We start from the raw sequence: 21265 nt of genomic DNA, 5'->3' as shown, positions 1-21265 counted from the left end.
TGTAGCCACCTAGTGAACTCGCACGACGCCCCGTCGATTTTCGGTCGATCGTGCGTCGCGATCCAACCGTTTCCGATTGTTGTCCCCGCTAACTGACGAGCCTTCGCGTGATCCATGATGAAGAACCATCGCCGGGTGAAGAATTCGGCGACGACCAGGATGAACTTTCGCTAGACGATTTGGGAGCAGCCTACGCCCGTGCCGCGGCCGAACACGATCCCGAAACATTCGCGCCGGTTGTCGATCCCGAAACACCGATTGAGGACGACGATCTTGACGCCGCGCTGATCGACGACGCCCCGGATCCCGATGAAGACCATCTGGTGACACCGGAAACCATCATCGAAGGCGCCCTGTTCGTGGGGCATCCCGAGGGGAAACCGATCTCCGAACATCGGCTGGCGTCGCTGATGCGAGATGTCACCCCCGAAGAGGTGATCGAGATGATCAGTTCACTGAACCAATCGTATCGCGAACACGACCAGGCGCTGCGGATCGTCGGCGACGACCAGGGTTACCGGATGACCGTGGCACCCGAGGTCGAAAGCGTCCGCCGGTCGTTCATGGGCAAGATACGCGAAGCAAAGCTGACGCAAACGGCAATCGAAGTCCTGTCGTTGGTGGCCTATCAGCCCGGCATCACCCTTCAAAAGGTGCAAGACCAACGCGGTCGCGAAAGCGCTTCGCTATTGAATCAATTGGTCCGCCGACAACTGCTGCGACTCGACCGTGTCAAACCCGAGGGCGGTGGTCGCGCCGAGCCTCATTATTATCCAACCGAACGATTCCTCTACCTGTTCGGACTCGACAGCCTGGACGACCTGCCTCAGGTCGAAGAGGGACTTCGCGAGGAGTGATTCCGAGGGCCGAATTCGTGTCCGGTCGTTAAGGGGCGGGATCGTCGACAGGCGAGGTCATGGAGAGGCGGGATCATGGAAATGGGGGGAGGGTTGGGCCGAAAGTCTTGGCGACATTCGCTACGTTTTGATTTCCATCACACCGGAACGATAACCTGATGCATAACCCAATCCTTGGCGTTGCCCTGGACATGGACGGTCTACTGTTTGACACCGAACGCTTGTTCTGGGCTGTCGGTGACACCGTTCTTTCTCGCCGTGGCCACCGATTCAGCCATGAATTGCAACAGCGGATGATGGGACGCGTGGGCGTTGCCGCGATGCAACAGATGATCGACTTTCACGAACTGGACGATTCCCCCGACGACCTGCTAATGGAATCCGACGAACTCTACTACCAGCAATTGTCGGGTGACATTCAACCGATGCCCGGACTGCAATCCTGGATCGATTTTCTGAAACAGATGGACATTCCGTTTGGGATTGCGACCAGCAGCCGACGACGATTTGTCGACATCATTCTGCCCTCGGTCGATTGGCACAGCGACTTGACGTTCGTGTTGACCGGCGATGACGTCAGCCGTGGCAAACCGCATCCAGAGATGTACCTGTCGGCTGCCAACCATTTGGACATCCCGGCCGCATCGATGCTGGTACTGGAAGACAGCGGCAATGGTTGTGCAGCGGCCGTGGCCGCAGGAGCTTACACGGTTGCGATCCCGAGCCAACATACTCGCGGCCAGTCGTTTGACGGTGCCCAGCTTGTGGCAGATTCGTTGACCGACACGCGGCTGTGGGACATCGTTCGCCAAGGTTGGGCCAACGGTTCAGACGGTCAGTAGCCAGATCCACCCTGACGAAGGCCTAAACTGACGGCCAAACTGACGAACGGGGATAACAGCGCAGGCGACGCATCGCCTTGCGCTGTACCGGCTCGAACGCTCGCTGGCGATTAGCCATTCAGACCGGTCAGCGAACCGTCGCCACAGTAGTCCGGGTTACCGAACGACTTTTCGGGATATCCCATCGCTTCGGTCAGGCTGAGCAACAATCGGTTGTGTGGAACGTGGTCGAACTTCATCGCTCGTCCCATCTTCATTCCTAATCCGCCGCCGACCATCACGAACGGGATGCTGTTGCGAGTGTGAGAGTTCCCCTTGCCCAGTTCGTTCGTCCAAACGATCGTCGTGTTGTCCAACAGGGATCCATCACCGCCTGGTTCGGGAGTGTCCGCCAATCGTTTCGCCAAGTAAGCGATCTGTTCACAGTACCAAGTGTTGATTCGAATCAGATTTTCGTACGCCGATTCGTTGCTGTCGGGTTCGTGCGAAATCGCATGGTGGCCTTCGTTGATATCCAACCATCGCATCCGAGCGTTGCCGACACTGTTGGTGATTTGGACGCTGGCAACGCGAGCAAAGTCGGCAGCGAAACTGTTGACCAATAGATCCGACTGCATCCGAGCGATCGTCGGCATGTTGTCGTTTTCTTCTTCGATGTTCGGCGGCAGCTTGGGGATCGAGTGGCCAGCTTCTTTCTCTTTCGACTGGTGGGCCAGTTCGGACTTCAATTCTTTTTCGACACTGCGGACCATGTCGACATGCTGCAACAGCATCTGACGGTCTTCGGCGCTGACCATCTTTTCGATGCTCTTGAAGTCTTCCCGCAGATCGTCCAACACACTGGCCAACATCGCGCGGTTCTGAGTTTGACCGTACAGCTTGTTGAACATCTGGTAGGGATCGCTAACCGGCGCGACCGGTTGATTGGGACCGGCATAGGACCAACGTGTCCATGTGTCGGCACGCTGTGGAACCATGACGCCAAATTCAAGCGACCCAAATCGAGTCCGGGTCTGCGCGTCGGCTTGCAGTTTGTTGCGAATGTGTTGATCGACCGAGATCCCCATCGACCATCCGGCCGGCGTATCGGATCCGCCCTGAACGTCACCGGGGAACAGTTCGACGCCCGTCAACAGGCAACCGATCCCGCGCATGTGACCGTCACCGTCACCCTTGATTTTGTTGTCGACGCCTTCCAGAGTCAGCATCTGTTGCTTGAAGGGATCCAACGGCGCTAGGATTCGCTTCAAGTCACCATGCGTGCCTTCTTCGTCGGGCCAGAAATGATCCGGAATGACACCGTTGGGAGTGAAGACAAACACCAAACGTTTTTTCTTGGTGGCCGAGGCAGCCCACCCCAGGCTAGGCAGTGCAAACGCAAAGTTTGCTGCCGCTGCACTGACGCCAAGCTTGACAATAAAGTCACGACGTGAAGACGCGGTAGTCATCGGTAGGTCCTGCGTTGAAACGTTCGGAAAAAGTTGATTGATTGCTTGCTGGTTCGAAGAAGCGTCGACCATCGACTCGGTTTCGCTCCTTACTGTAACGATTACGTCCGCGGCGTGCCGCCGGGACTCCGCTCGGACGCAATGACGGCGATGTCTACGATCAGTTGCCGCACATTGAATCCATTTTTTTGGAAGGACTCGGTCAGTTGGTCCGAACGATCTGCACCGAAGGCAGCGATCGGTTGTTTGACGAAATATTCAAAGGCCGCCTCTACGAATGATCGGTGACAATCCTCGTTGCCCGCCAGAAAATCGCCCAATTCCCGGGCGCCGACGAATTCACTGCTGCCGCCGTCACGTGCTAAATAGCCACCGGTCGCATCGATCGGCTTGTCGTTTTCCAGATCTCGAAAACGTCCGGTCGCATCAAAGTTTTCCAGGGCAAAGCCGAGGGCATTGATTTTCACATGACAGACTTGGCAATTCACTTCGCCCGTTTGCAATTCGACGCGTTGGCGAGTCGTTAGCCCCGGATGCAAATCAGGGTTTAGCGGCGTGAACGCTTCATTCGGCGGACGCAGCACCCGCCCCAAAATGTGACGTGTCAAAAACACGCCACGGTGGATCGGGGACGTCGTCCGGTGATAGGCAAGGTCGCTCATCAACAACGGGTGTGTCAGTAATCCGACATGCACGTTGGCGTCACTGACGCTGCGCCCTAGGGGGTGACCGCTTGGCGGATCGCTTTTCTGACCATCTTTGGCTTCGTCGCTTTCGGCTTGCACGTCCGCCAATTTCCAAGCATCGCCATAGTACTGGGCCAAGCGGTCGTTGGTGAACGTCCAATCCGCCTGCAACAGTTGGCGAAAATCACTGCCATCGCTGGCCAGCACGTGATCCACAAACGCGGCAAACGAGTGACGTAGGTCACTGACCAACCGATCGTCGAATCCTGGATAGGCATCGCCATCCTTGGTGACTTCCTCGATATGCGCCAGATCAAACCACTCGTAGATGAACGAACGGATTTTGGCTTCGCAGCGATAATCCGAAACCATCCGCCAAGCCGCTTTTTCGACCTGGTCACGCTTCTCTAGATTGCCTTTGGCGACTTGCTCGTTCAACCAAGGGCCCGATGGCAGCGAATCGAACAGGGTCAGCGCCAAACGGTTGGCAGCCCGCTGGCTGACGGAACGATCCGCGTCCAACGTCGGATAAAGGAAGCGGGGGGATTTCAAGGCGATCAGGACCACCTGTTTGATCGCCTGGGCATCGTCTTCGCATTGCTCGATCTGTCGGTCGATGTAAAGTTCGCGAAGCCCATCATCGACGGGGCCTCGAAACGCCGTCTGGACCAACTCGTTTAGAAATCCACGAAGCTTGCCGCGGTTTTCGTCGGAGTCCTTTTTATGTTTGCGGAGGTAGGCCGGATATAGTTCGTCGCTAGCGACTTCGGCAAATTCGATCGCCGCCGCCGTCGTTGACTCTTCCCAAACACGGCTGACCGCCGTGCCGCGTTCGTATCCATAGGAACGATCATCGGGCGGCAGTTTCACCTGCAGCGCGAACGCGCCAGGCTGAGAGGTCGGCATCAGGTACCGCGCCGGGATGATCTCTTCGACGCCACCTGGTGGCACCCAAGACAAGGACACTTTCGCAGGCGGCTGTTCAGTTTTTCGTTTGCGTTGATGAAAGTCCAACGTGATCGGATAGACACGCCCAGCGGTTAGTTGCACCGTTCGGCGAAACTCGTCTTTGCCTTCGGATTGGACGTGGTTGTCGACCAACTTGCGGCCGCGACTTCCGAACTCCAGCGTGCACGAACAGGTGCTTCTTAAAACGATCTCGTAGCGACCGGTCTGGTCGACCTTCAGCGATCCATTCCAATGGATATGGAATTCTTCGGCCGACACACCTTCCCCGGGGCCCTTGTCACCAAAATCAAAATCGATGACCGAGTCGACGCGTTCAATCTTTTTGTTTTCGTCCTTCCAATCTTTTCCGCTATAGCAGGTGTGATTGATCCCACGCTTCGATTCGGACCATGGCATCCCACTGAAATGGGCGTACAGGTCGGCGAGGTTCTGACGCAACTGTTCGGCCGTCAAACGTGACAATGCGGTGCGTGGGGGACGGCGGCGAACCTGTGCCGCTTCGCCATAGAAATCTTGGTGGATGAAGGCCGCAACGGCCGCAGCGTCTTCACCGACACACGCATCCGGATCTTCCTCGGGCATCGTTTCGGAGATGATCGCCGCCAACTCGCCGATCGTTTGGTCGCCGATCAATGGGTCGGGATAGTACTCTTCGACACCCTGGCCTTCGCCGCCGTGGCACTCGGTACACATCTGACGATAGATCGATTCGCCACGGACCACCGCGTCGTCTTCCTTGGCGGCCGCTGTCAAAGATCCCGCGCACACCAAGCCTGCAAACAGGATGATCAGTCGGAAAAATGTTGGGGCATTCAGATTCATGGAAGTCAGCAATCTGCCAAGGTTGAAACGAGACAGTGTGTTTGGATGATCGGGTGTTGGCGTCCACCGTTCGTCCGCCCCGTCGCTGCCGATGGAAACCGCACCCATCCGACGAAACCCGATTCTCCGTGCGTGGCCAGGGAGAAAGCGGGATCGATCGCCAATCTGCCAGCCGAGCGGGCAGGGAGACGAACGAAAGGTCGGATGCGGCAGTTTTTCGATGAACGGACCAGGGTTGCCGATTGAACGGCTCGATCGATCGGTTGAATGTTTGACGAATGCCACCGTTGGACGCCGAAAGATTCGGCAAACCGTAGCGACATAGGGTAGGGCGGGGATCAAGGAAGGCAGGATCAACAGGATTGCTCGGTTCAAGGGCGATCGCGTCCAGAACCAGCGGCCTGCTGATGTAGCCCCATTATAGCCTGGTCGACCAGAGTTCACAAAGCAGTGGCTGCGATTCGCTCGTTAGCAATTTTGGAAAGTGGTGCTGCCGCGTTTGGGCATCGGCTGATTTTGTCGAATTCGCGTCGACTTCCGCCCCGTTTGACCGGTTTTCCCGGCCCCTTCACGGCGGAAACTGGCGTGGGTGGTACCTACATCCAGCATTTGCCGGTGAAGACGGGTCGACCGCGGCGGGCGGACCGCCAGGAGTTTGACCGTGCAGCGAGCACGACCCGACAGCAAAGAAATCGGGTGCGAGCCCGGGCTGGCAAGAAAAGCAGCGAAACCGAGATCGCGAACGAGGGGAGCTTTCGCCACCGCTGGCCGGTCAGCGGCGAGCCGACCACGCCCCCTGGCTGAGAAGCTGGCCCGTCTGGGCCGACTTTGATAGCAATTCAGCGGTAAAAAACTTCGCCGCTTCGCAATTGGGTGTCTTTCGATTCCTCGATGGATCTTCTACATTTCGACCTATCAGGAACGGACGTAGTGAAATCGAAGGTGGGCGGCAATGGCGATCGATCTTAGGGTCGTGGCCGAGCGCCGATCTGTCACCGCGTCAAGTTCGCCTTATCGGTCGATCCATCACAAAAGGGAGTTTGGTATGACCCGCATTCCGCTAAGCCGCGCTGAAGAAGAATCTCGCATGCGTCGCGAACGTCTGGACTTGAGCATCGCCGAGATGGGCTTGTCTGTTCGCACGACCAATTGCTTGGAAGAGACTGGTATTCTGACCGTTCGCGATCTGCTCAACGCGACGCCACGCCGTTTGCTTTCGATCAGCAACTTCGGCGAGAAGACGTTGGACGAAGTTTATGCCGCACTAGAAACGCTGGGCTTCTATCGCCCCAGCCGCGAAGCCGCCAAGGTTTAGAGCCGAGCACTTCGGCGAAACGATTTACGCATGCCCCGTTTCCCACGATCGTGGATCCCGAGGCCCTGGAGTAAAAAACGGGGCAAACGGAGACTCAGTAACGACGCCAGCGGGGTAGCCGGCGAAGTCATCTTTTACATGCTGCTATTTTTAGTCGGCGTGTTCGGTTTGTCGCTGGTGCTGATCAATCGATTTGCACCATCGACAGTCGCTAGCGTGCCGGCACAGGCGTTCCCGACGCAGGCCTTTTCCACCAGCCTTAGCCTGTGGATCTTTGGCATCCTTTCGCTCGCATCGCTGCTTTCGGGCACCGGCGGGCTGATCTTTCGGTTGATGCGGATCAACGCGTCGAGTGAGCGGCGGAGTGCGATCTTTTCGCGAACCAAGGCACTCGAAAAGAACGCGATCGACCTGATCGGACCAGCATCGGAAGACCTGGGGAAATTCCCCAGCGTGCCACGGGTGCGGTCGATGACCGATAGTCCGGGCGAACGACTGACCTACCGATTGGCAGCCGAGACGGACGAAAAAGGCATCGCCGGGCCAGCCACACTGGCACTGCTTTGGAACGCGGTTTGGTTCGTGCTGCTAGCCGTCGTCGTCTCGGGATTCTGGTACGGGCGGCCGCGCTGGATCGTGGCGATGTTGTTGGTACCGTTTGCGGTGATTGGGATATGGGCGATTCGATTCTTCCTAGCCCAACTTCGCCAGCGCGCCGGCGTAGGCCCTACAATCGTTGAAATCAGCCATCACCCGCTGGTCCCCGGCGACACCTGTGATGTTTACGTATCGCAGACCGGTCGATTGAAGCTTCGCCGACTGACTGTCCAGCTGACTTGTGAGGAAGAAACATTTTATCGTCAGGGTACCGATGTTCGCGTCGATCGCCACGAATGTTTTACCCAGGTTCTGTGCAAAGAACGGGATGTGAGCGTTGACCCAATGAGCCCTTGGGAGCAACAATTAGAAGTCGAGCTGCCCAAAGGTGTGATGCATTCCTTCGTTGGGACTCACAACGCTATACGTTGGAAGATTGTTGTTCTTGGAGAGTCGCGTCCGTGGCCATCGTTTTGCCGAAATTTTCCCGTCGTCGTTCATCCACCGGGGCTGCCTCCGAAACGCAGCCCGCGTTGAACGTCACGCTATGCCGCGAAGACGGTGTCTATCAAGCCGGTGGCGAACTGATGGCGAAGTGGCGAGTCCGCCGAATTTCGATGGACGACCTGCAGAGCATCGAAGTGTCGGTGCTGTGGCACACCGAAGGCAAGGGCGACGAAGATCTGCATGTGCACCACTTTCATCGGATCGTGGAAAGCCAGATTCGTCAGATCGGCTTTGCCGACGAACAAGCGATTCGCTGCGTCCTGCCCGCATCGCCGCTCAGCTACCAAGGTCACCTGATCACCGTCCGTTGGTGCATCCGGATGCGGCTGTTCATGCAGGACGGCCGAAAGATCATGGCCGAGCAACCATTCCACTTGGTGGCACCGGGTGCCTACCCGATCGCCACCTCGGCTGCTCGCAATCGCACCGGAGCGGTCGATCCGGATGACGGATCGGGCGTGTCGGACGGCATGACGATTGCCAGCTTGGGTCAGTGAACATCGGCTCGCCGTCACTCGAGTTCTCGAACCCCTTCTGCACTCGATTCGTCCGACCGGGCGCAGTGCCGTATCGGTTCGCCGACGGCCAACCCGCGACCGCAGAGTCGCCGCAAATGCAGTCGATCGCCCATCGGCTGCTGCAGCACTCAGTCACCGCTGTGGTGGGCCCGCACGGGACCGGCAAGAGCACGCTTCTGACCGGCCTGGTCGACATGCTGCGACCACAATTCCCTGCGATCGCCTCGGTGCAACTTTGCAATCCTGAATGCACCGGCTGGCTTCGCCGGCACCGTCACCGCAGGTCGGCTGCCCGAACCGCTCGGGAAGCCCAAACATCCCTGGCCAGCGGCGGATGGCTGATCGTCGACGGAGCGGAACAGCTTTCCCGGCAATCTTGGTCTCGACTGTGTCGCCGCATCTGCCACCGAGGCCAAACGCTATTGGCCACCAGCCACCAACCGCTGCCGGGCGCCATCGAGCTGCATCGGACCGGCAACTCCGCAGAACTGATTCGATCGCTGACCGACGACCTGATCGCGGGCGCCACCATGCCGATCGCCCCTGCGACAAGAAACCAGATCGACGGCGAACTTCGGGCCCGACAATTAGCGGGGGTGACAAACGTGCGTGACCTGTGGTTTGATCTGTACGACATTGTTCAGTCGAGTCATCTGTCGGGCTCCGATCGCTAAGATCCGAACCCCGGGTGGCCACCGGCTTGGTGCATCAAGATAAACTTGCACACCCTTGTCCGCCGCTCTTCCATTTGCCCCACCAACGGCTTCGATCCAGCCGCGTCCAGCGCCGAATCGATGCGAAAGGAACCCCTGCGTGGCCGCTCGATTGTCCATTGTCATGGTCCACTCTGCACCGCCCACCGCGGCTGCCCAACGAGTATCAGAGGTTCTGGTAGGCGAATTGATTGGTCGCCCGGGGATGGACCTAGTACTGATCGGTCCGATCGAAAGCCTGCCAGCGGAATCAACCGATCGATTGACATTGGATTCGATATCCGGCGACGTCGTCGTGATGGCTTGGCGTCCAATCGAACAGACGATGGCCGATTTGGCGGCCGTGAATTTTGCCGGACACCGAAGCCCCCACGAACATGACCTGCAGGCCACGGCGACAGCGAATGGCGATCGCCGCATCTTCGCTTTCGACCTCAGCTCGTTTGCCGAAGCCGATCCGATCCTGCTGTCGCTGCAGCGAACGCTGCAGTCGCGAGGGGTCAAGACATTCGCAATCGGGTCACTAGCCAAGCCAATCACCGCCCCATCAAAGCCAGTCGCGGCAAAGCCAGTCACGGCGCCGACCGCAGCAGCAACGAAAACAGCTGCGCCGAACAAGGCGGAACCCGAAGGCGATTCGCAAAAGCAGTCGGCCGCCCCGCCGGCCCAATCGACAGCAGCGAAAAGCGGGCGAATCGATCTGGATGAACTGCTAGATCAATTGGATCAGTCGGATCATTGAAGTTGGGAATTAGGGAGAGGAGAGCGGGAGAGAAAGCGGGGGGGGAGAAAGAGTTCGAGTTCGAGTTCGAGTTTAAGTTTAAGTTGCAGACAGGAATGCGAGCTGGAAACTCGCACTCCTGTTCTTGCTAAGAATCTCGCGCTTCGCCAAACGTCCCCCCCCAAAAAAAACTCGCGATCCACCTAGCCTGGCCCCGTTTGACCTTCCCCGTCGCCAACGATCCGATCTGGCGGGGTTCGCTGATTGCTGCCGACCGGGGCGGAATAGCGGGGGGGCTACCGCCGGAACCCTGGCGATTCTTCGGGCAACCGGGAAGGCATCTGGAAACTCGGTGGCCACTCAGGCCTCTGGCGAATTGCTTTGGCCTCGGATCGCTGATAATCTGTGCGTACGAGATCGCAGCGGAAGAGCCGCTGCGGTCCTTTCAGCATCCATCGAAAGAAACGCACATGGCGGCCATTACCACTCAGAACGCCGGCGAAACCCTGGTTGTTGGGTTCACCGATAGCAAAATCCTGGACAATCAACGGATCGAGCAAGTCGGACGCGAACTCCAAGAAGTCGTTTCCCAAGCCATCCACAAAAAGCTGTTGCTGAACTTTCGTGGCGTTTCGTTCATGTCTTCGGCCATGATCACCAAGTTGGTGATGCTGAACAAAGGCTGCAAAGCCCAGGGCGTGAACCTGAAGTTTTGCGAGGTTTCGCCGAACGTGATGGAAGTCTTCAAGATCACCAAACTGAACAAGCTTTTTGACATCCAAGAAGGCGAAGAAAAAGCCCTGGCCAGCTTCGACAAAAAAGGCTGGTTCAGCTAATCCCCCGTGCCTGAATCGCAGCGAAACGTCCAAGAAGCTCTGGAAATCATCGAGGCAGATCGAGCGAGTTTATCGCATGAGATCCATGATGGGTTGGTGCCGTACCTGTTTGCCGCCTCCGCTGCTGCGGGACGTCTTCGCGACGACCTTGCCAAAGCTGCATTTGCGGAACCATCTGATCAAAAGTCGCTGCTGGACCGCAGTGCCCAGGTCCGCGATTTGGTTCAGCAAGCAATGGGCGTCAGCCGACAGATCCTGACCCAAGCGTATCCTCCCGAACTGGCAGGTACGCCCTGGACCGCTGCCCTGAAACGGATCATCGACCAGTGGTTCAGCGAATCCCCGGTCCAGTTTGATTGGCGCCTGGCGGATAGCGTGAACGATGTGTCGCCCGAGATTTCGGTGTGCCTGTACCGGATCGCTGTCGAAGCGATTCGCAATGCGGTCCGGCACGGCAAAGCAACGACCATTCGGGTGCAAGCCGACACCACCGACGGCAGCCACCGAATTTCTGTGACGGACGATGGCGTCGGGTTTGATGCCAAGTCCATCCCCGATGGTCATTTCGGGATCCGGTCGATGCGTGGGCGGGCTGAACTGATCGGTGGCACGTTCCGTCTAGAAACACAGCCCGGCGGCCCGACCCGTGTGGGGATCGAGATCCCAGCAACCTCAACCGGCTAATATGAAACCGGTAGGTCGGGTTCGATACAGCTGCCTGGCACGACGGGAATCAGCCCCGACGCTGCGCGGAAGTCGTGATTAGGACTTCGCTGGCATCGGATCCATATCTTTCAATGTTTTTCCCAATCGCTTGCGTCCGGCGGTGGTTCCCCCACGCTTTGGCTTCGCAGGCTCTTTCTGCAGCAATGCCGCGACATTGGGATGCAATTTGTCGGAATCGGCAGGTGTACCGATTTCTTCGATGGCATCGCTGACGCCCAGCAGCACCGATTGGCGGACTCCGTCACGAAGCCATTCAAAAAAGTTAACGTTCATAGTCAACGGTGATTTTTAGGTAGGTGGATGGGGTTGGTCACCAGCAGGCAACGTCCTCTGCTTTGGCTTGTAACTTTCGCCAAGCGATCCAGTCCATACCGATTTTGATCAAAGTGACTCTGGTTGCGACGATCGCGCATTTTCGTCGGACCAGCGATCCAGAACAGCAGCACACGACCGATTGCGACGCGGCCAGGTTCAGACCTCTTGGGATGGGGCAAAGAGAGAAGATCCCCCCCGAACCAGATGGCAAAGACACCCTAGGGAGTGCGGGGCGGTTCGGGCGGATTGATCCAGTCGAAGCTTCCCAGTGACTCCGCCACCACTTCGTCCTGCCTAGCCCCGGCCGCCGCCAGCAACATCGGACATTCGATCCAGTCTGGCAGATCGTCGCCGCCTAGCTGTTGGCGAATCCACGGTGACCCTGCCACAAACATTCCCGTGGCGGCCGCATCGGCATCGGTCGCCGAGGGCATCAACACGGTCAAAGCCAACAGATCGCCGGCCGGGTATCCCGTGCGTGGATCGATGACGTGCCCGTATCGGCGTCCTTGATGATGAAAAAACTGTTTTCCAGATCCGCTTGTCGCTAACGCCATGTTCCGCAGCCACAGCCCCGCCAAACGTCGCGGTGGCTTGGTGGGATGTGCGATGCCGACCGCCCACCCACGCCCGTCCCCCAAATCTTGATCGCCCGAGGCGATCAGGCTGCTGTTGCCCCCGTGAATCAAGAAATCGTGAACCCCAGCGCCTTTCAAACGCGCAGCCATCCGGTCCAACGCATGCCCCTTTCCGATGGCCCCCAAATTGATCGACATGCCCTGTTTTTCTAAACGAACGGTCCGATCATCGGGTGCGAATTGGATTTTTTCGAACCCAACGTTCTGACGTGCTGCGTGGATCTGGTCACTGGTCGGCTTGCGGCCGCTGCGGCGGGTGAATCCCCACGCATCGACCAAGGGGCCGGCCGTCACGTCAAACGCTCCTTCGGTCCGTCGGCTCCACAGCACCGATCGATCCATCAGATCGAAAGTAGTTCGTGAAAGGCGGACGGGATCACCACCGGCGGCCGCATTCACACGCGAAATCTCACTCTGGGGCCGATAGATCGTCAGCGCGGCCTCGATCTGGTCCAACATTTCCAGCGCTTCGAGCGCCACCTCGACGGAGTCCGCAGCATGCTCGGGCAACATCACCACAAAATCCGTCGCCATCGCACGGTGCGTGACGTGGGTGATCAGCGATTCACGCGGCGGGGTGGTACGCCTGAGCGAATCCGAATCGATGTCCCCGGGTTCGGACCATGTCGATGAACTCGATTGCGACGATTCCGCCGTAAATTTTTTTGGATTCTTCCAACCCGATTCTGGCCCATCAGGACCTTTGGCGTCGGGTTCAGAACGATCAGGTGGGACAGAAGACATGCGTCGGTTGCCGGAAAAAACGGACGATTTTTGATTCAGCATATCGTCTGATGGGCGAACCTTTCACCCGCCAAGGCTTCTTAGATTTGTGTGACAAGCGAGGGTTGCGTGAAATCGGTCGATCACGCACAATCTGGCGAATGAGAGTCAACGTGTTCAGCAGGCCAACGGCCGACTGGATCGTGTGAATCGGGCTTCCCGCCCGGTGTCGTTCGATTTCGGTGCTGAAACACAAATGGGAGTGGTGGCTGAGTGGTCGAAAGCGCCGGATTGCTAATTCGGTGAACCGGGCAACTGGTTCCGCAGGTTCGAATCCTGTCCGCTCCGTTTGACAGTCTGGAAACGTACCCGGATGTAATCTGCAAAAGTCGGTCGACGGCTAAATTGCAGAAGTTACTTCCGGGTTGTTTTTTCGGTACTCATAGTGTGCCCCATTGGGGTGCACATTGAGGGCGTAGCTCAGTTGGTTAGAGCATTCGACTTTTAATCGAATGGTCCTGGGTTCGAGTCCCAGCGCCCTCACTTTTTTTCTACTGGCCCGGTGGCTGATCCAGCCCCAGCTTTGCCAGTGCGGCTCGATGGCAATCCGAGCGATCGCTTTCGCTGGCGAATCCCAGACTTTGATCACGAAAGATCAGCAGCGGATCCGCCTCCAATTCGCGAAACCCGAAATCTCGCGGGTCCAACCCTTGGTGATACAGCATCAATGCAATCGCAACGTCCCGCACCTGAGTCCGGATTTTGTTCTTTCCCGCATGGACGGTTTGCCAGACGTGAGCCGTCCGCTGGTCGCCCACGCGGTTGACCAAATGCTGGTGCAACTGCGGGTGCCCCAAGACCGACGTCGTCAACATCGCGGTGACCGTCGCCGAAGCGGACAATGCCGGCGATTCCAACATCTGCTCGCTTAACCAATGGGCTTGATCATGACAGCGGTAACGCATCGCGATCACCAGGTTGTTGCGTGCCGTCGGCGTGTGTCCTTCAGATTGGATCCAACGACTGATCAATCGCTGAATCGCCGATCCTTCGATCGTGCAGGGGTCCGGGCCCATCGGGGCATGACTCAGCGACATGCCGATGCGTGACGAAAGCCGGTTTTGCCCGCGGCCCGCGTCTTCGATGTCCAACCACAACAATAGCGACCAACGCACATGGTCCTGGGGCGACATCCGATAGGGATCCCAACGCGGACTGGTCCACTGGCTGACCATTTCGGTTACCGCCGCCCGGTCGCCGAGCAGCCTGGGATGCTCGGCCGCGATCGTCGCGAACAGTTGGCGTGCGACGTCATCGTCGCCCATCAATCGCGAAAACCGATCCCATCCCGGCAGATCAATCTTCGCCGCAGGGGTTCGGGGATTCTTCAGCTGATCGATCTGACGATCCAATTTGCTCTGTTCAATCTGCCGCAACAGTTCATCAGCAGCGAGGCGAATTTCGACACAGGGATCGGACAAACCGGACCTCAGTGCGACGATGACGCTGGACGATGCGTCGTCCACATCCGACATGGCCAAGTCCAACAACCGCTGCGATGCCGTTTGCCGCGTGTGAAACGAGTCCGCTGACAACCGACGAACCCAAACTTCGGCCGTCACGGGCACCGCAACATCACCGGATGGCGGGGCAGCAGCGCATCGCGGCAGCGAATGCACCAGCCCCACTAGATTGCCACAAACCACCAAACTGCCACCGACAACGATCCGCTGCAGAATGACGGCGACGACGGATCGGGTCTCAGACATTTTCGCTCGTGAAATCAATGTTTTGCGGATCCGTTCCAAGCATGCGGATCTAGCAATTTTAATTCGCACTCAGCGAAGACCTGTCTGCCAGAACGCTTCGACGGGGCAGAGACTTCTGGTCGGAAACGGTTAAACTTTACAACCGCTACAGTCGTCCACGACCAAGTTCCGGTCGTAGCGATTGTCGACCTATCTTCTCTTGTTTTCATCTGATGGCTGCCATGCACACGCTTTGCTTCGAAGACGATCGCGTCGACCAACTTCGCCCGGTTGCGGTCGCCCGTCCCGCCTATGCAATCACGTGCGCATCGTTCCGACTGGTCGATTGGCTGAAACGGTTGCCTGGAACGCTAAGCGGCCGCGTCCGTCCGTATTTGCGTGATGTCCAGACGTTGGACTACGGTCTGCAGGCGATGCCAGCGAAGATCGGTGGCGAGATCTCGGATGCGGACGGTGTCCTGCTGGTCAATGCTCGCGTCGCGCCGACGGTGGACAACGAAGCCACGTTGCAGCGGTTGGCCAAATCCGATCGCCCAGGCGTCTTGATCGATCCAGAAGACGGTTCGTTGTTGGCAGCCCGATTGGCGGCCGCCGACGTGGCATCGCTGAACGATGGTTCGAGCGAACCTTTGCTGGGCCGAATGCTGTCCTTGGCCATGGGGCTGGCACCGATGGACGAAAAGCTGGCGGTGTTTCGCTGGCCGCACGACATCATTGCCTGTCACATGAAATCGATGCCCGAGTCGATGAACCGCCGACTGGAATGGGGAAACTACACCGAAACGGCGGACGGAGTGTTCGCCGGCGAAGGCGTTCAGATCGGACAGTACGCAGTCGTGGACACATCGGCTGGACCGATCATCCTAGAAAACAACGTCAAAGTCGGACCGTTTTGCATGTTGTCGGGCCCGGTTCACGCCGGCGCAGGCACGCGAGTGATCGAGCATGCGGCGCTGAAAGACGGCGTATCGCTTGGACACACCGTCAAGATTGGTGGCGAAGTCGAAGCGTCCGTGATCGAACCGTACACGAACAAACAACACCACGGCTTTTTGGGACACAGCTACCTGGGCAGCTGGATCAACCTGGGGGCAGGCACCTGCAACAGTGACCTGAAGAACACGTATGGCAAAATCAACATCACCTACGGCGACCGCAAAGTCGCCACCGGCATGCAGTTCCTGGGGTGCTTCATTGGCGATTATTCCAAGACCGCAATCAACACCAGCATCTTTACGGGCAAAGTGATTGGGGTCTGCAGCATGATGTACGGCTTTGTCACCTCCAACGTGCCCAGCTACGTCAACTATGCACGGCTGTTCGGGCAAACGTCTCTGTTGCCTGCCGACGTCATGATCAATACCCAGAAACGCATGTTCGCGCGGCGAAAAGTCGAGCAACGTGAATGCGACAAGCAGTTGATTCGCGACATGTACGACATGACCGCCGACGAACGTTCGGCGGACCCTGATATTCTGTGATATCGAAAATCATTCTTTCTACTTGCTAACACTCGGCGACGCTGCGAATCAATCATCATGTCAAAAATCAAAGTCGGAATCGTCGGAGCCACTGGTTACACCGCGTTGGAAGTCGCGCGACTGCTGACCGCCCATCCGCAAGCCGAATTGGTTGCGGCAACCAGCCGCGCCGATGACGGTCGTTCGCTGGCCGAAATTCATCCATCGCTTGCTGGCCGCTGTGACGTGCCCATCGAAGTACTGGATCCTGAATCGATCGCCAAGAAGTGCGACGTCGTGATGTGCTGCTTGCCACATGGTGCATCGGCCGAAACCGTGCATGCGCTGGTGCAACATGATGTTCGCGTGATCGACTTCAGCGCCGACTTTCGTCTGTCATCCTTGGACGTTTACGAAAAGTGGTACGACGTCAAACACCCTTGGCCGGAACGAGTAGGAAAAACGGTCTACGGGATGCCAGAGTTTTTCGCCAAACAGATCGCGACGGCCGACGTGGTGGCCAATCCGGGTTGTTACCCCACATCCGCCATCCTTCCCCTGGCTCCTCTGGTCCAAGCCGGTTTGATCGATACCGACGACATCATCATCGACAGTAAGAGTGGAGTCAGCGGTGCAGGGCGAAGCGCCAAAGTCGCTACGCTGTACTGCGAAACAAACGAATCGATTTCGGCTTATGCCGTCGGCAGCCATCGCCACGGGCCAGAGATCAACGACTTGGTCGGCCGAATTTCGGGCAAACCCGTCCAGACTCTGTTCACCCCGCACCTGACCCCGATGGATCGCGGCATCCTGTCCACGATCTATGTTCGCCGCGGACAACACAGTGCTGATGAAATGATGCAGTGCTGGCGAGATCAGTACGCGTCCAGCGCGTTCGTCAATCCGGTCGATCATCTGCCGGCGACCAAGCATGTCGCGGGAACGAATTTCGTTCAGATGACGGCTCGCGATTGCGGAGACCGCGCGGTTTTGGTCTGCGCCATCGATAACCTAGCCAAGGGAGCCAGTGGGGCCGCGATCCAGAATATGAACGTCATGTTCGGGTTGCCCGAGGTCACAGGCCTAAGGTAACGAAGGTCGCCAAGACGTTCGGCCAATCCCATCCCCCGCCGACCCGCTTGGCGGGGCCGAAAGTCTTGGCGACTTGCGCTACGGAGGGATGGAGGGATGGAGGGATGGAGGGATGGAGGTTTGCCGAAAGTCTTGGCGACTTGCGCTACGGAGGGACGGAGGGATGGAGGGACGGGGGTTTGCCGAAAGTCTTGGCGACTTGCGCTACGGGATTTTTTTGGTGCGGGCGTTGCTGGTGGTTTAGGGTTTCGGCTTGCCGGTGCTGCTGAGCACGGATTTTCCATCGAGTCTCCAGGCGGGGTTGGCGGCGATGCCTAGGTGATCCAGTGCCGTGGCCGCTACGTCGACCACGTAGGTCGGCTGGTCCTCGCCGACCAGATCAGCATTGCCGCTCGCGATGAACCAGGTTTGGCGGATCACGGGAATCTGTCTGCCACCGCCGTGCCCGGTGCCTTGGCCGCCGTGATCGGTGGAAACGACCACAAGCCACGACTCTTGCTGGAAACCTGGCCGACTGCGAACGGCATCGAGCACTTGGCCAATGTGCTGATCGATCTTTTCTATTGCCGCTTTGTACTCGGGAACGCTGGGGTGGAACCCATGCGAATGCCCGGCCTCGTCGGCGGCACCGAAATAGACCATCGCAACGTGGGGCTGTCCGGTGGCCAAAAATTGGGATGCCGCGTCGGCCAGCTTCTTGTCACTGATTCGATACTGGTCCACACCATGAGACTCTTCGCACACGCGGACATCCGCGTCTCGAACCAAGTGTTCATCGATCGGTTGCCAGTCCACAAAAGAACCGATTCGGGCGTGCGGGAACTGTTGACGGACTCGGGCGAAGAAATGGGGATACTCTTCGACGTTCTTGCCTTCAAAACTGTTGTCGTTGATGCCGTGCTTGTCAGCCCAGACGCCGGTTAGAAAACTGGTCCACCCAGGTCCGCTGCTGGTGTCATTTTCAGTCGGACGATCGCCCAAGATTTGTGTATTCCGCCACAATCGGCCGCCCGCAATCAACGAATCTAGATTGGGCGTCTCGGCTGCTAACAATGCGTCCGCTCGGGTCCCATCGATCCCGATCACCAGAACACGATTCTGCGGAACGCCCTCGGACACCGCGGATGATTCGCTGGCGGAATCGGATTCTGCACCAACCAGGGTGACAGGCGGCAGCAACATCAACGCCAATGCGACCAACAAGTACGAGTTTGTACAGAAGCGATAGAGCGATCCAGACATCGAAAATCCTGAGGACGGGAAGGGAACCAAGGGCGTGAATCTTTGCCGATAGCAGCACAACCTAGGGTAGCCGCTGCCAGATCCCCAGTAAACCAGATCCCCAGTAAACCAGATCCCCAGGATTCCAGATCTCCAGGATTCCGTCGCCCCACCTCTACGCAGAAGGTCATCCCCACACAGTCGTCCCTGAACACGCACAACGGTCGACGACGGCTTTGGTAACCTAAGCTTCCCGACATCTTCTCGCCTGTAGCCATTCGCTAGGAATCAAACTGTCATGGCTTCCCCACCGATCAACGTTCTAGTACTGACCGGTGCGGGCATTTCAGCCGAATCGGGTGTACCGACGTTCCGAGGCGCCGACGGGCTGTGGGAAGGCCACGCGATCGAAGACGTTGCGACCCCCGAAGGCTTTGCCCGTCGCCCGCAGTCGGTCCACCAGTTCTATAACCAGCGGCGGAAACAATTGCAGCATGCCGATGTTGCCCCCAACGCGGCTCACCTCGCACTCGCTGAATTCGAACAGGCGGTGATGTCCCCGCACACCGCCGACGACCATGAATCGGCAAACCAATTTCTGCTGGTTACCCAGAACATCGACAACCTTCATGTTCGTGCGGGCAGCCAACGGGTCCTACCGATGCACGGTGAACTGCTGAAAGTTCGCTGCATCGATACCGACGAAGTGTTTGATTGGACTGATGACCTTTCACTGGACACCCCGCATCCCCAAGATCCATCCAACCCACGTGCACGCGGGCGACTGCGGCCGCACGTGGTTTGGTTTGGCGAGATGCCCATCGGATTGGACCGGATTGCCCGCGCCGCATCGACCGCCGATGTCTTTTTGGCGATCGGCACATCCGGCTTGGTCTATCCAGCTGCGGGCATCGTTCGGCAAACATCCCCGGCATGTCGTCGAATCGAAATCAACCTCGACGACACTCCGGCATCGTCGGTTTTCGACGAAACGATTCGCGGGAAAGCGACGGTCGAGGTTCCCCAGTTGCTAGACCGATTGGCCAAGGAATGGAAACTCGGTTAGTTTCGACCATCACCGGTGGCGTGGTCCGCTGTTCGAAGCAATACGATCAGCATGCAGGCGCGTTTCCAGCGTGCTGAAAGCAGCCTAAAGACCGCTCGCGCCCACCAGCCCGCCCATCAGGATCGCGTCCGGGTGACGATGTCCGCTTGGCCCCCGGCAAATTCCGCTTGCGATCCTTCGGGGCCGACCGAAAGTGCTTACACTGTGGACAGGTCATTCTAGCTCGATTCGATGGCAAACTTTTTCATGGATGCATTTCAGCCGCAACGCCCGTCGGAGGACCAGCGCGCCTCCGGTCCGCCGGCTGCCGATGACGCCTCCACACCAACGGCTGCTTCGGAGGACGTGGCTGATCCGCCGGCGAATGACGTTTCCATGCCGGCCGATGATTTTCAATCCAGGACGATGGATCCGCCATACACCGGTCTCGTTTCGCCCCCCAAGGCACACCCACGGTGGTGGACACCCTTGGCCGTCAGCGCGGCCTCTTGGCTGTCGTTCATGATCGCCAGTTTGTTGATGGCAATCTTGGGCGTGTGGGTCGTCTTCGGCGAACTGTCGTCCCAACTGCTGGGATCGATGGAAACGATGACCAAGGTTTCGGCATCGCGATGGGGCTTATTGATCGTCGTCGTCCTGCCTCAATTGGCATTGGTGATGCCATCGATCGTCGCCGGAAAGCTGTCGCCGGTTCCATTTCGTCAACGTCTCGGTTTGGTGCGTGGCCATTGGCCGGTGTGGGCATGGTTTGCCGCCGCCGCAGCGACTCCTTTGGTCGGCTTGATCAGCAGCTTGGTCGTTGGATCGTTCATGGAAGAGAGCGAGAACCTGAAAGAGATGTCTCGCATCTTTCGCAATCATGGCGAATCGGGATTCTTGTTTCCGTTGGCGATGATGATCGGTGCGACACCCGCGATATGCGAAGAGTTTCTCTTTCGCGGCTACGTTCAAACCCGGCTGGTCCGTTCGTTTCATCCGCTGATCGGAATCTTCGTCGCGTCGTTTTTGTTTGCCGCGTTTCATATGGACTTGGTGCACGTCATCGCCGTCTTTCCGATGGGCATGTTCTTAGGCGTGATCAGTTACCGAAGCGGTTCGCTGTTCCCTGCCATGTTGGGGCATTTCGTCAACAACGTGATCAGTGTGGTGTTGGTGGTGATGGCGCCGGAAGACGCAACCGACGTGCTGGCGGCCCCGGCAATCATGATTTCGATGTCGATCATCTTGATTGGTTTGGTCGGGATGGGGGGGACGATATTTTCGATCGCTTGGTTCAAACCAGCGGCGGACAATACGACCACGACTGGCCCGATCATGGCCAGGCTAGTGCCTGATAATGAACACCCCGCTGATCGGCAACCCGCTGACCGGCACTCCGCTGACGCTCGCCCCTCTATCTCGTCTCCTCCCTACGGTGAATGACC

General features: G+C 58.0%; 19 protein-coding genes and 2 tRNA genes. 15 read left to right on the top strand and 6 right to left on the bottom strand.

The window, feature by feature from the left end; all coding sequences use genetic code 11:
* Positions 1-107 precede the first annotated feature (107 nt).
* Both K227x_RS11480 and K227x_RS11475 read left to right on the top strand, forming a co-directional pair.
* Complete coding sequence (locus K227x_RS11480) at positions 108-857, top strand: SMC-Scp complex subunit ScpB (protein ID WP_218933941.1); 750 nt, start codon at positions 108-110, stop codon at positions 855-857.
* 158 nt (positions 858-1015) lie between these two features.
* Positions 1016-1699 (top strand): HAD family hydrolase, encoded by a 684-nt coding sequence (locus tag K227x_RS11475; protein ID WP_145169619.1) that lies wholly within the window; start codon positions 1016-1018, stop codon positions 1697-1699.
* A 110-nt stretch (positions 1700-1809) separates the two neighbouring features.
* Here K227x_RS11475 and K227x_RS11470 read toward each other — a convergent pair whose 3' ends face one another.
* The gene (locus K227x_RS11470) at positions 1810-3147 is read right to left on the bottom strand and encodes a DUF1552 domain-containing protein (RefSeq protein WP_145169618.1); all 1338 of its coding nucleotides are present in this window, start codon (positions 3145-3147) and stop codon (positions 1810-1812) included.
* A 101-nt stretch (positions 3148-3248) separates the two neighbouring features.
* Positions 3249-5624, bottom strand: coding sequence for a DUF1592 domain-containing protein (locus K227x_RS11465; RefSeq protein ID WP_218933940.1), 2376 nt, complete (start codon positions 5622-5624; stop codon positions 3249-3251).
* 1045 nt (positions 5625-6669) lie between these two features.
* Here K227x_RS11465 and K227x_RS11460 point away from each other — a divergent pair.
* The 7 genes from K227x_RS11460 (at position 6670) to K227x_RS11430 (ending at position 11515) form a co-directional block, all read left to right on the top strand.
* The gene (locus tag K227x_RS11460; RefSeq protein WP_145169616.1) at positions 6670-6939 is read left to right on the top strand and encodes a DNA-directed RNA polymerase subunit alpha C-terminal domain-containing protein; all 270 of its coding nucleotides are present in this window, start codon (positions 6670-6672) and stop codon (positions 6937-6939) included.
* 30 nt (positions 6940-6969) lie between these two features.
* Positions 6970-8073: a hypothetical protein gene (locus tag K227x_RS11455; protein ID WP_145169615.1), complete on the top strand. Its 1104-nt coding sequence runs from the start codon at positions 6970-6972 to the stop codon at positions 8071-8073.
* Positions 8070-8540, top strand: a complete 471-nt coding sequence (locus K227x_RS11450) for a hypothetical protein (RefSeq protein ID WP_145169614.1) — start codon at positions 8070-8072, stop codon at positions 8538-8540. The genes K227x_RS11455 and K227x_RS11450 overlap by 4 nt, the downstream gene beginning before the upstream one ends.
* 116 nt (positions 8541-8656) lie before the next feature.
* The gene (locus tag K227x_RS11445; RefSeq protein ID WP_218933939.1) at positions 8657-9235 is read left to right on the top strand and encodes a hypothetical protein; all 579 of its coding nucleotides are present in this window, start codon (positions 8657-8659) and stop codon (positions 9233-9235) included.
* A gap of 139 nt (positions 9236-9374) precedes the next feature.
* Positions 9375-10016 carry a hypothetical protein gene (locus K227x_RS11440; protein ID WP_145169612.1) on the top strand — a complete coding sequence of 214 codons (642 nt, stop codon included), beginning with the start codon at positions 9375-9377 and terminating at the stop codon, positions 10014-10016.
* A 449-nt stretch (positions 10017-10465) separates the two neighbouring features.
* Entirely contained in the window at positions 10466-10831 is a 366-nt protein-coding gene (locus tag K227x_RS11435; RefSeq protein WP_145169611.1) for an STAS domain-containing protein, read from the top strand.
* Positions 10832-10837: 6 nt separating this feature from the next.
* Complete coding sequence (locus tag K227x_RS11430) at positions 10838-11515, top strand: sensor histidine kinase (RefSeq protein WP_145169610.1); 678 nt, start codon at positions 10838-10840, stop codon at positions 11513-11515.
* Positions 11516-11593: 78 nt separating this feature from the next.
* Here the strand turns inward: K227x_RS11430 and K227x_RS11425 are convergent, their stop codons facing one another.
* Entirely contained in the window at positions 11594-11830 is a 237-nt protein-coding gene (locus tag K227x_RS11425; RefSeq protein WP_145169609.1) for a hypothetical protein, read from the bottom strand.
* Between the two features lie 260 nt (positions 11831-12090).
* Complete coding sequence (locus K227x_RS11420; protein ID WP_246146741.1) at positions 12091-13254, bottom strand: FAD:protein FMN transferase; 1164 nt, start codon at positions 13252-13254, stop codon at positions 12091-12093.
* Between the two features lie 238 nt (positions 13255-13492).
* On the opposite strand from K227x_RS11420, the gene K227x_RS11415 reads away from it, so the two are divergent.
* Together K227x_RS11415 and K227x_RS11410 are read left to right on the top strand one after the other, a co-directional pair.
* Positions 13493-13581 (top strand) — tRNA-Ser (locus tag K227x_RS11415).
* Positions 13582-13702: 121 nt separating this feature from the next.
* Positions 13703-13776, top strand: a tRNA-Lys gene (locus K227x_RS11410).
* A gap of 8 nt (positions 13777-13784) precedes the next feature.
* Here the strand turns inward: K227x_RS11410 and K227x_RS11405 are convergent.
* Positions 13785-15002, bottom strand: coding sequence for a hypothetical protein (locus K227x_RS11405; RefSeq protein ID WP_145169608.1), 1218 nt, complete (start codon positions 15000-15002; stop codon positions 13785-13787).
* A 212-nt stretch (positions 15003-15214) separates the two neighbouring features.
* On the opposite strand from K227x_RS11405, the gene K227x_RS11400 reads away from it, so the two are divergent.
* Positions 15215-16483, top strand: a complete 1269-nt coding sequence (locus K227x_RS11400; RefSeq protein WP_261343432.1) for a putative sugar nucleotidyl transferase — start codon at positions 15215-15217, stop codon at positions 16481-16483.
* Between the two features lie 51 nt (positions 16484-16534).
* Positions 16535-17554: an N-acetyl-gamma-glutamyl-phosphate reductase gene (gene argC / locus K227x_RS11395; RefSeq protein ID WP_145169606.1), complete on the top strand. Its 1020-nt coding sequence runs from the start codon at positions 16535-16537 to the stop codon at positions 17552-17554.
* A gap of 240 nt (positions 17555-17794) precedes the next feature.
* Here argC and K227x_RS11390 read toward each other — a convergent pair whose 3' ends face one another.
* Positions 17795-18796, bottom strand: a complete 1002-nt coding sequence (locus tag K227x_RS11390; RefSeq protein ID WP_145169605.1) for an alkaline phosphatase family protein — start codon at positions 18794-18796, stop codon at positions 17795-17797.
* A 277-nt stretch (positions 18797-19073) separates the two neighbouring features.
* Between K227x_RS11390 and K227x_RS11385 the strand changes: the two genes are divergently transcribed.
* On the top strand, positions 19074-19841 hold the full coding sequence (locus K227x_RS11385) for an NAD-dependent deacylase (protein WP_449314266.1): 768 nt from the start codon (positions 19074-19076) through the stop codon (positions 19839-19841).
* A gap of 231 nt (positions 19842-20072) precedes the next feature.
* On the top strand, positions 20073-21263 hold the full coding sequence (locus K227x_RS11380) for a type II CAAX endopeptidase family protein (protein WP_145169604.1): 1191 nt from the start codon (positions 20073-20075) through the stop codon (positions 21261-21263).
* Positions 21264-21265: the final 2 nt, after the last annotated feature.

The sequence above is a fragment of the Rubripirellula lacrimiformis genome (assembly GCF_007741535.1).
Classification (GTDB): domain Bacteria; phylum Planctomycetota; class Planctomycetia; order Pirellulales; family Pirellulaceae; genus Rubripirellula; species Rubripirellula lacrimiformis.
The sequence above is the reverse complement of the archived record's forward strand: the minus strand, read 5'-3'. Positions and strand labels throughout refer to the sequence as shown.

Excerpts from the sequence above, each read along its gene's own strand:
- K227x_RS11475 (WP_145169619.1), top strand. The coding sequence starts at position 1,016 with ATGCATAACCCAATCCTTGGCGTTGCCCTGGACATGGACGGTCTACTG.
- K227x_RS11470 (WP_145169618.1), bottom strand. The coding sequence starts at position 3,147 with ATGACTACCGCGTCTTCACGTCGTGACTTTATTGTCAAGCTTGGCGTC.
- K227x_RS11465 (WP_218933940.1), bottom strand. The coding sequence starts at position 5,624 with ATGAATCTGAATGCCCCAACATTTTTCCGACTGATCATCCTGTTTGCA.
- K227x_RS11460 (WP_145169616.1), top strand. The coding sequence starts at position 6,670 with ATGACCCGCATTCCGCTAAGCCGCGCTGAAGAAGAATCTCGCATGCGT.
- K227x_RS11455 (WP_145169615.1), top strand. The coding sequence starts at position 6,970 with ATGCCCCGTTTCCCACGATCGTGGATCCCGAGGCCCTGGAGTAAAAAA.
- K227x_RS11445 (WP_218933939.1), top strand. The coding sequence starts at position 8,657 with ATGCAGTCGATCGCCCATCGGCTGCTGCAGCACTCAGTCACCGCTGTG.
- K227x_RS11435 (WP_145169611.1), top strand. The coding sequence starts at position 10,466 with ATGGCGGCCATTACCACTCAGAACGCCGGCGAAACCCTGGTTGTTGGG.
- K227x_RS11425 (WP_145169609.1), bottom strand. The coding sequence starts at position 11,830 with ATGAACGTTAACTTTTTTGAATGGCTTCGTGACGGAGTCCGCCAATCG.
- K227x_RS11420 (WP_246146741.1), bottom strand. The coding sequence starts at position 13,254 with ATGTCTTCTGTCCCACCTGATCGTTCTGAACCCGACGCCAAAGGTCCT.
- K227x_RS11405 (WP_145169608.1), bottom strand. The coding sequence starts at position 15,002 with ATGTCTGAGACCCGATCCGTCGTCGCCGTCATTCTGCAGCGGATCGTT.
- K227x_RS11400 (WP_261343432.1), top strand. The coding sequence starts at position 15,215 with ATGGCTGCCATGCACACGCTTTGCTTCGAAGACGATCGCGTCGACCAA.
- K227x_RS11390 (WP_145169605.1), bottom strand. The coding sequence starts at position 18,796 with ATGTCTGGATCGCTCTATCGCTTCTGTACAAACTCGTACTTGTTGGTC.
- K227x_RS11385 (WP_449314266.1), top strand. The coding sequence starts at position 19,074 with ATGGCTTCCCCACCGATCAACGTTCTAGTACTGACCGGTGCGGGCATT.
- K227x_RS11380 (WP_145169604.1), top strand. The coding sequence starts at position 20,073 with ATGGCAAACTTTTTCATGGATGCATTTCAGCCGCAACGCCCGTCGGAG.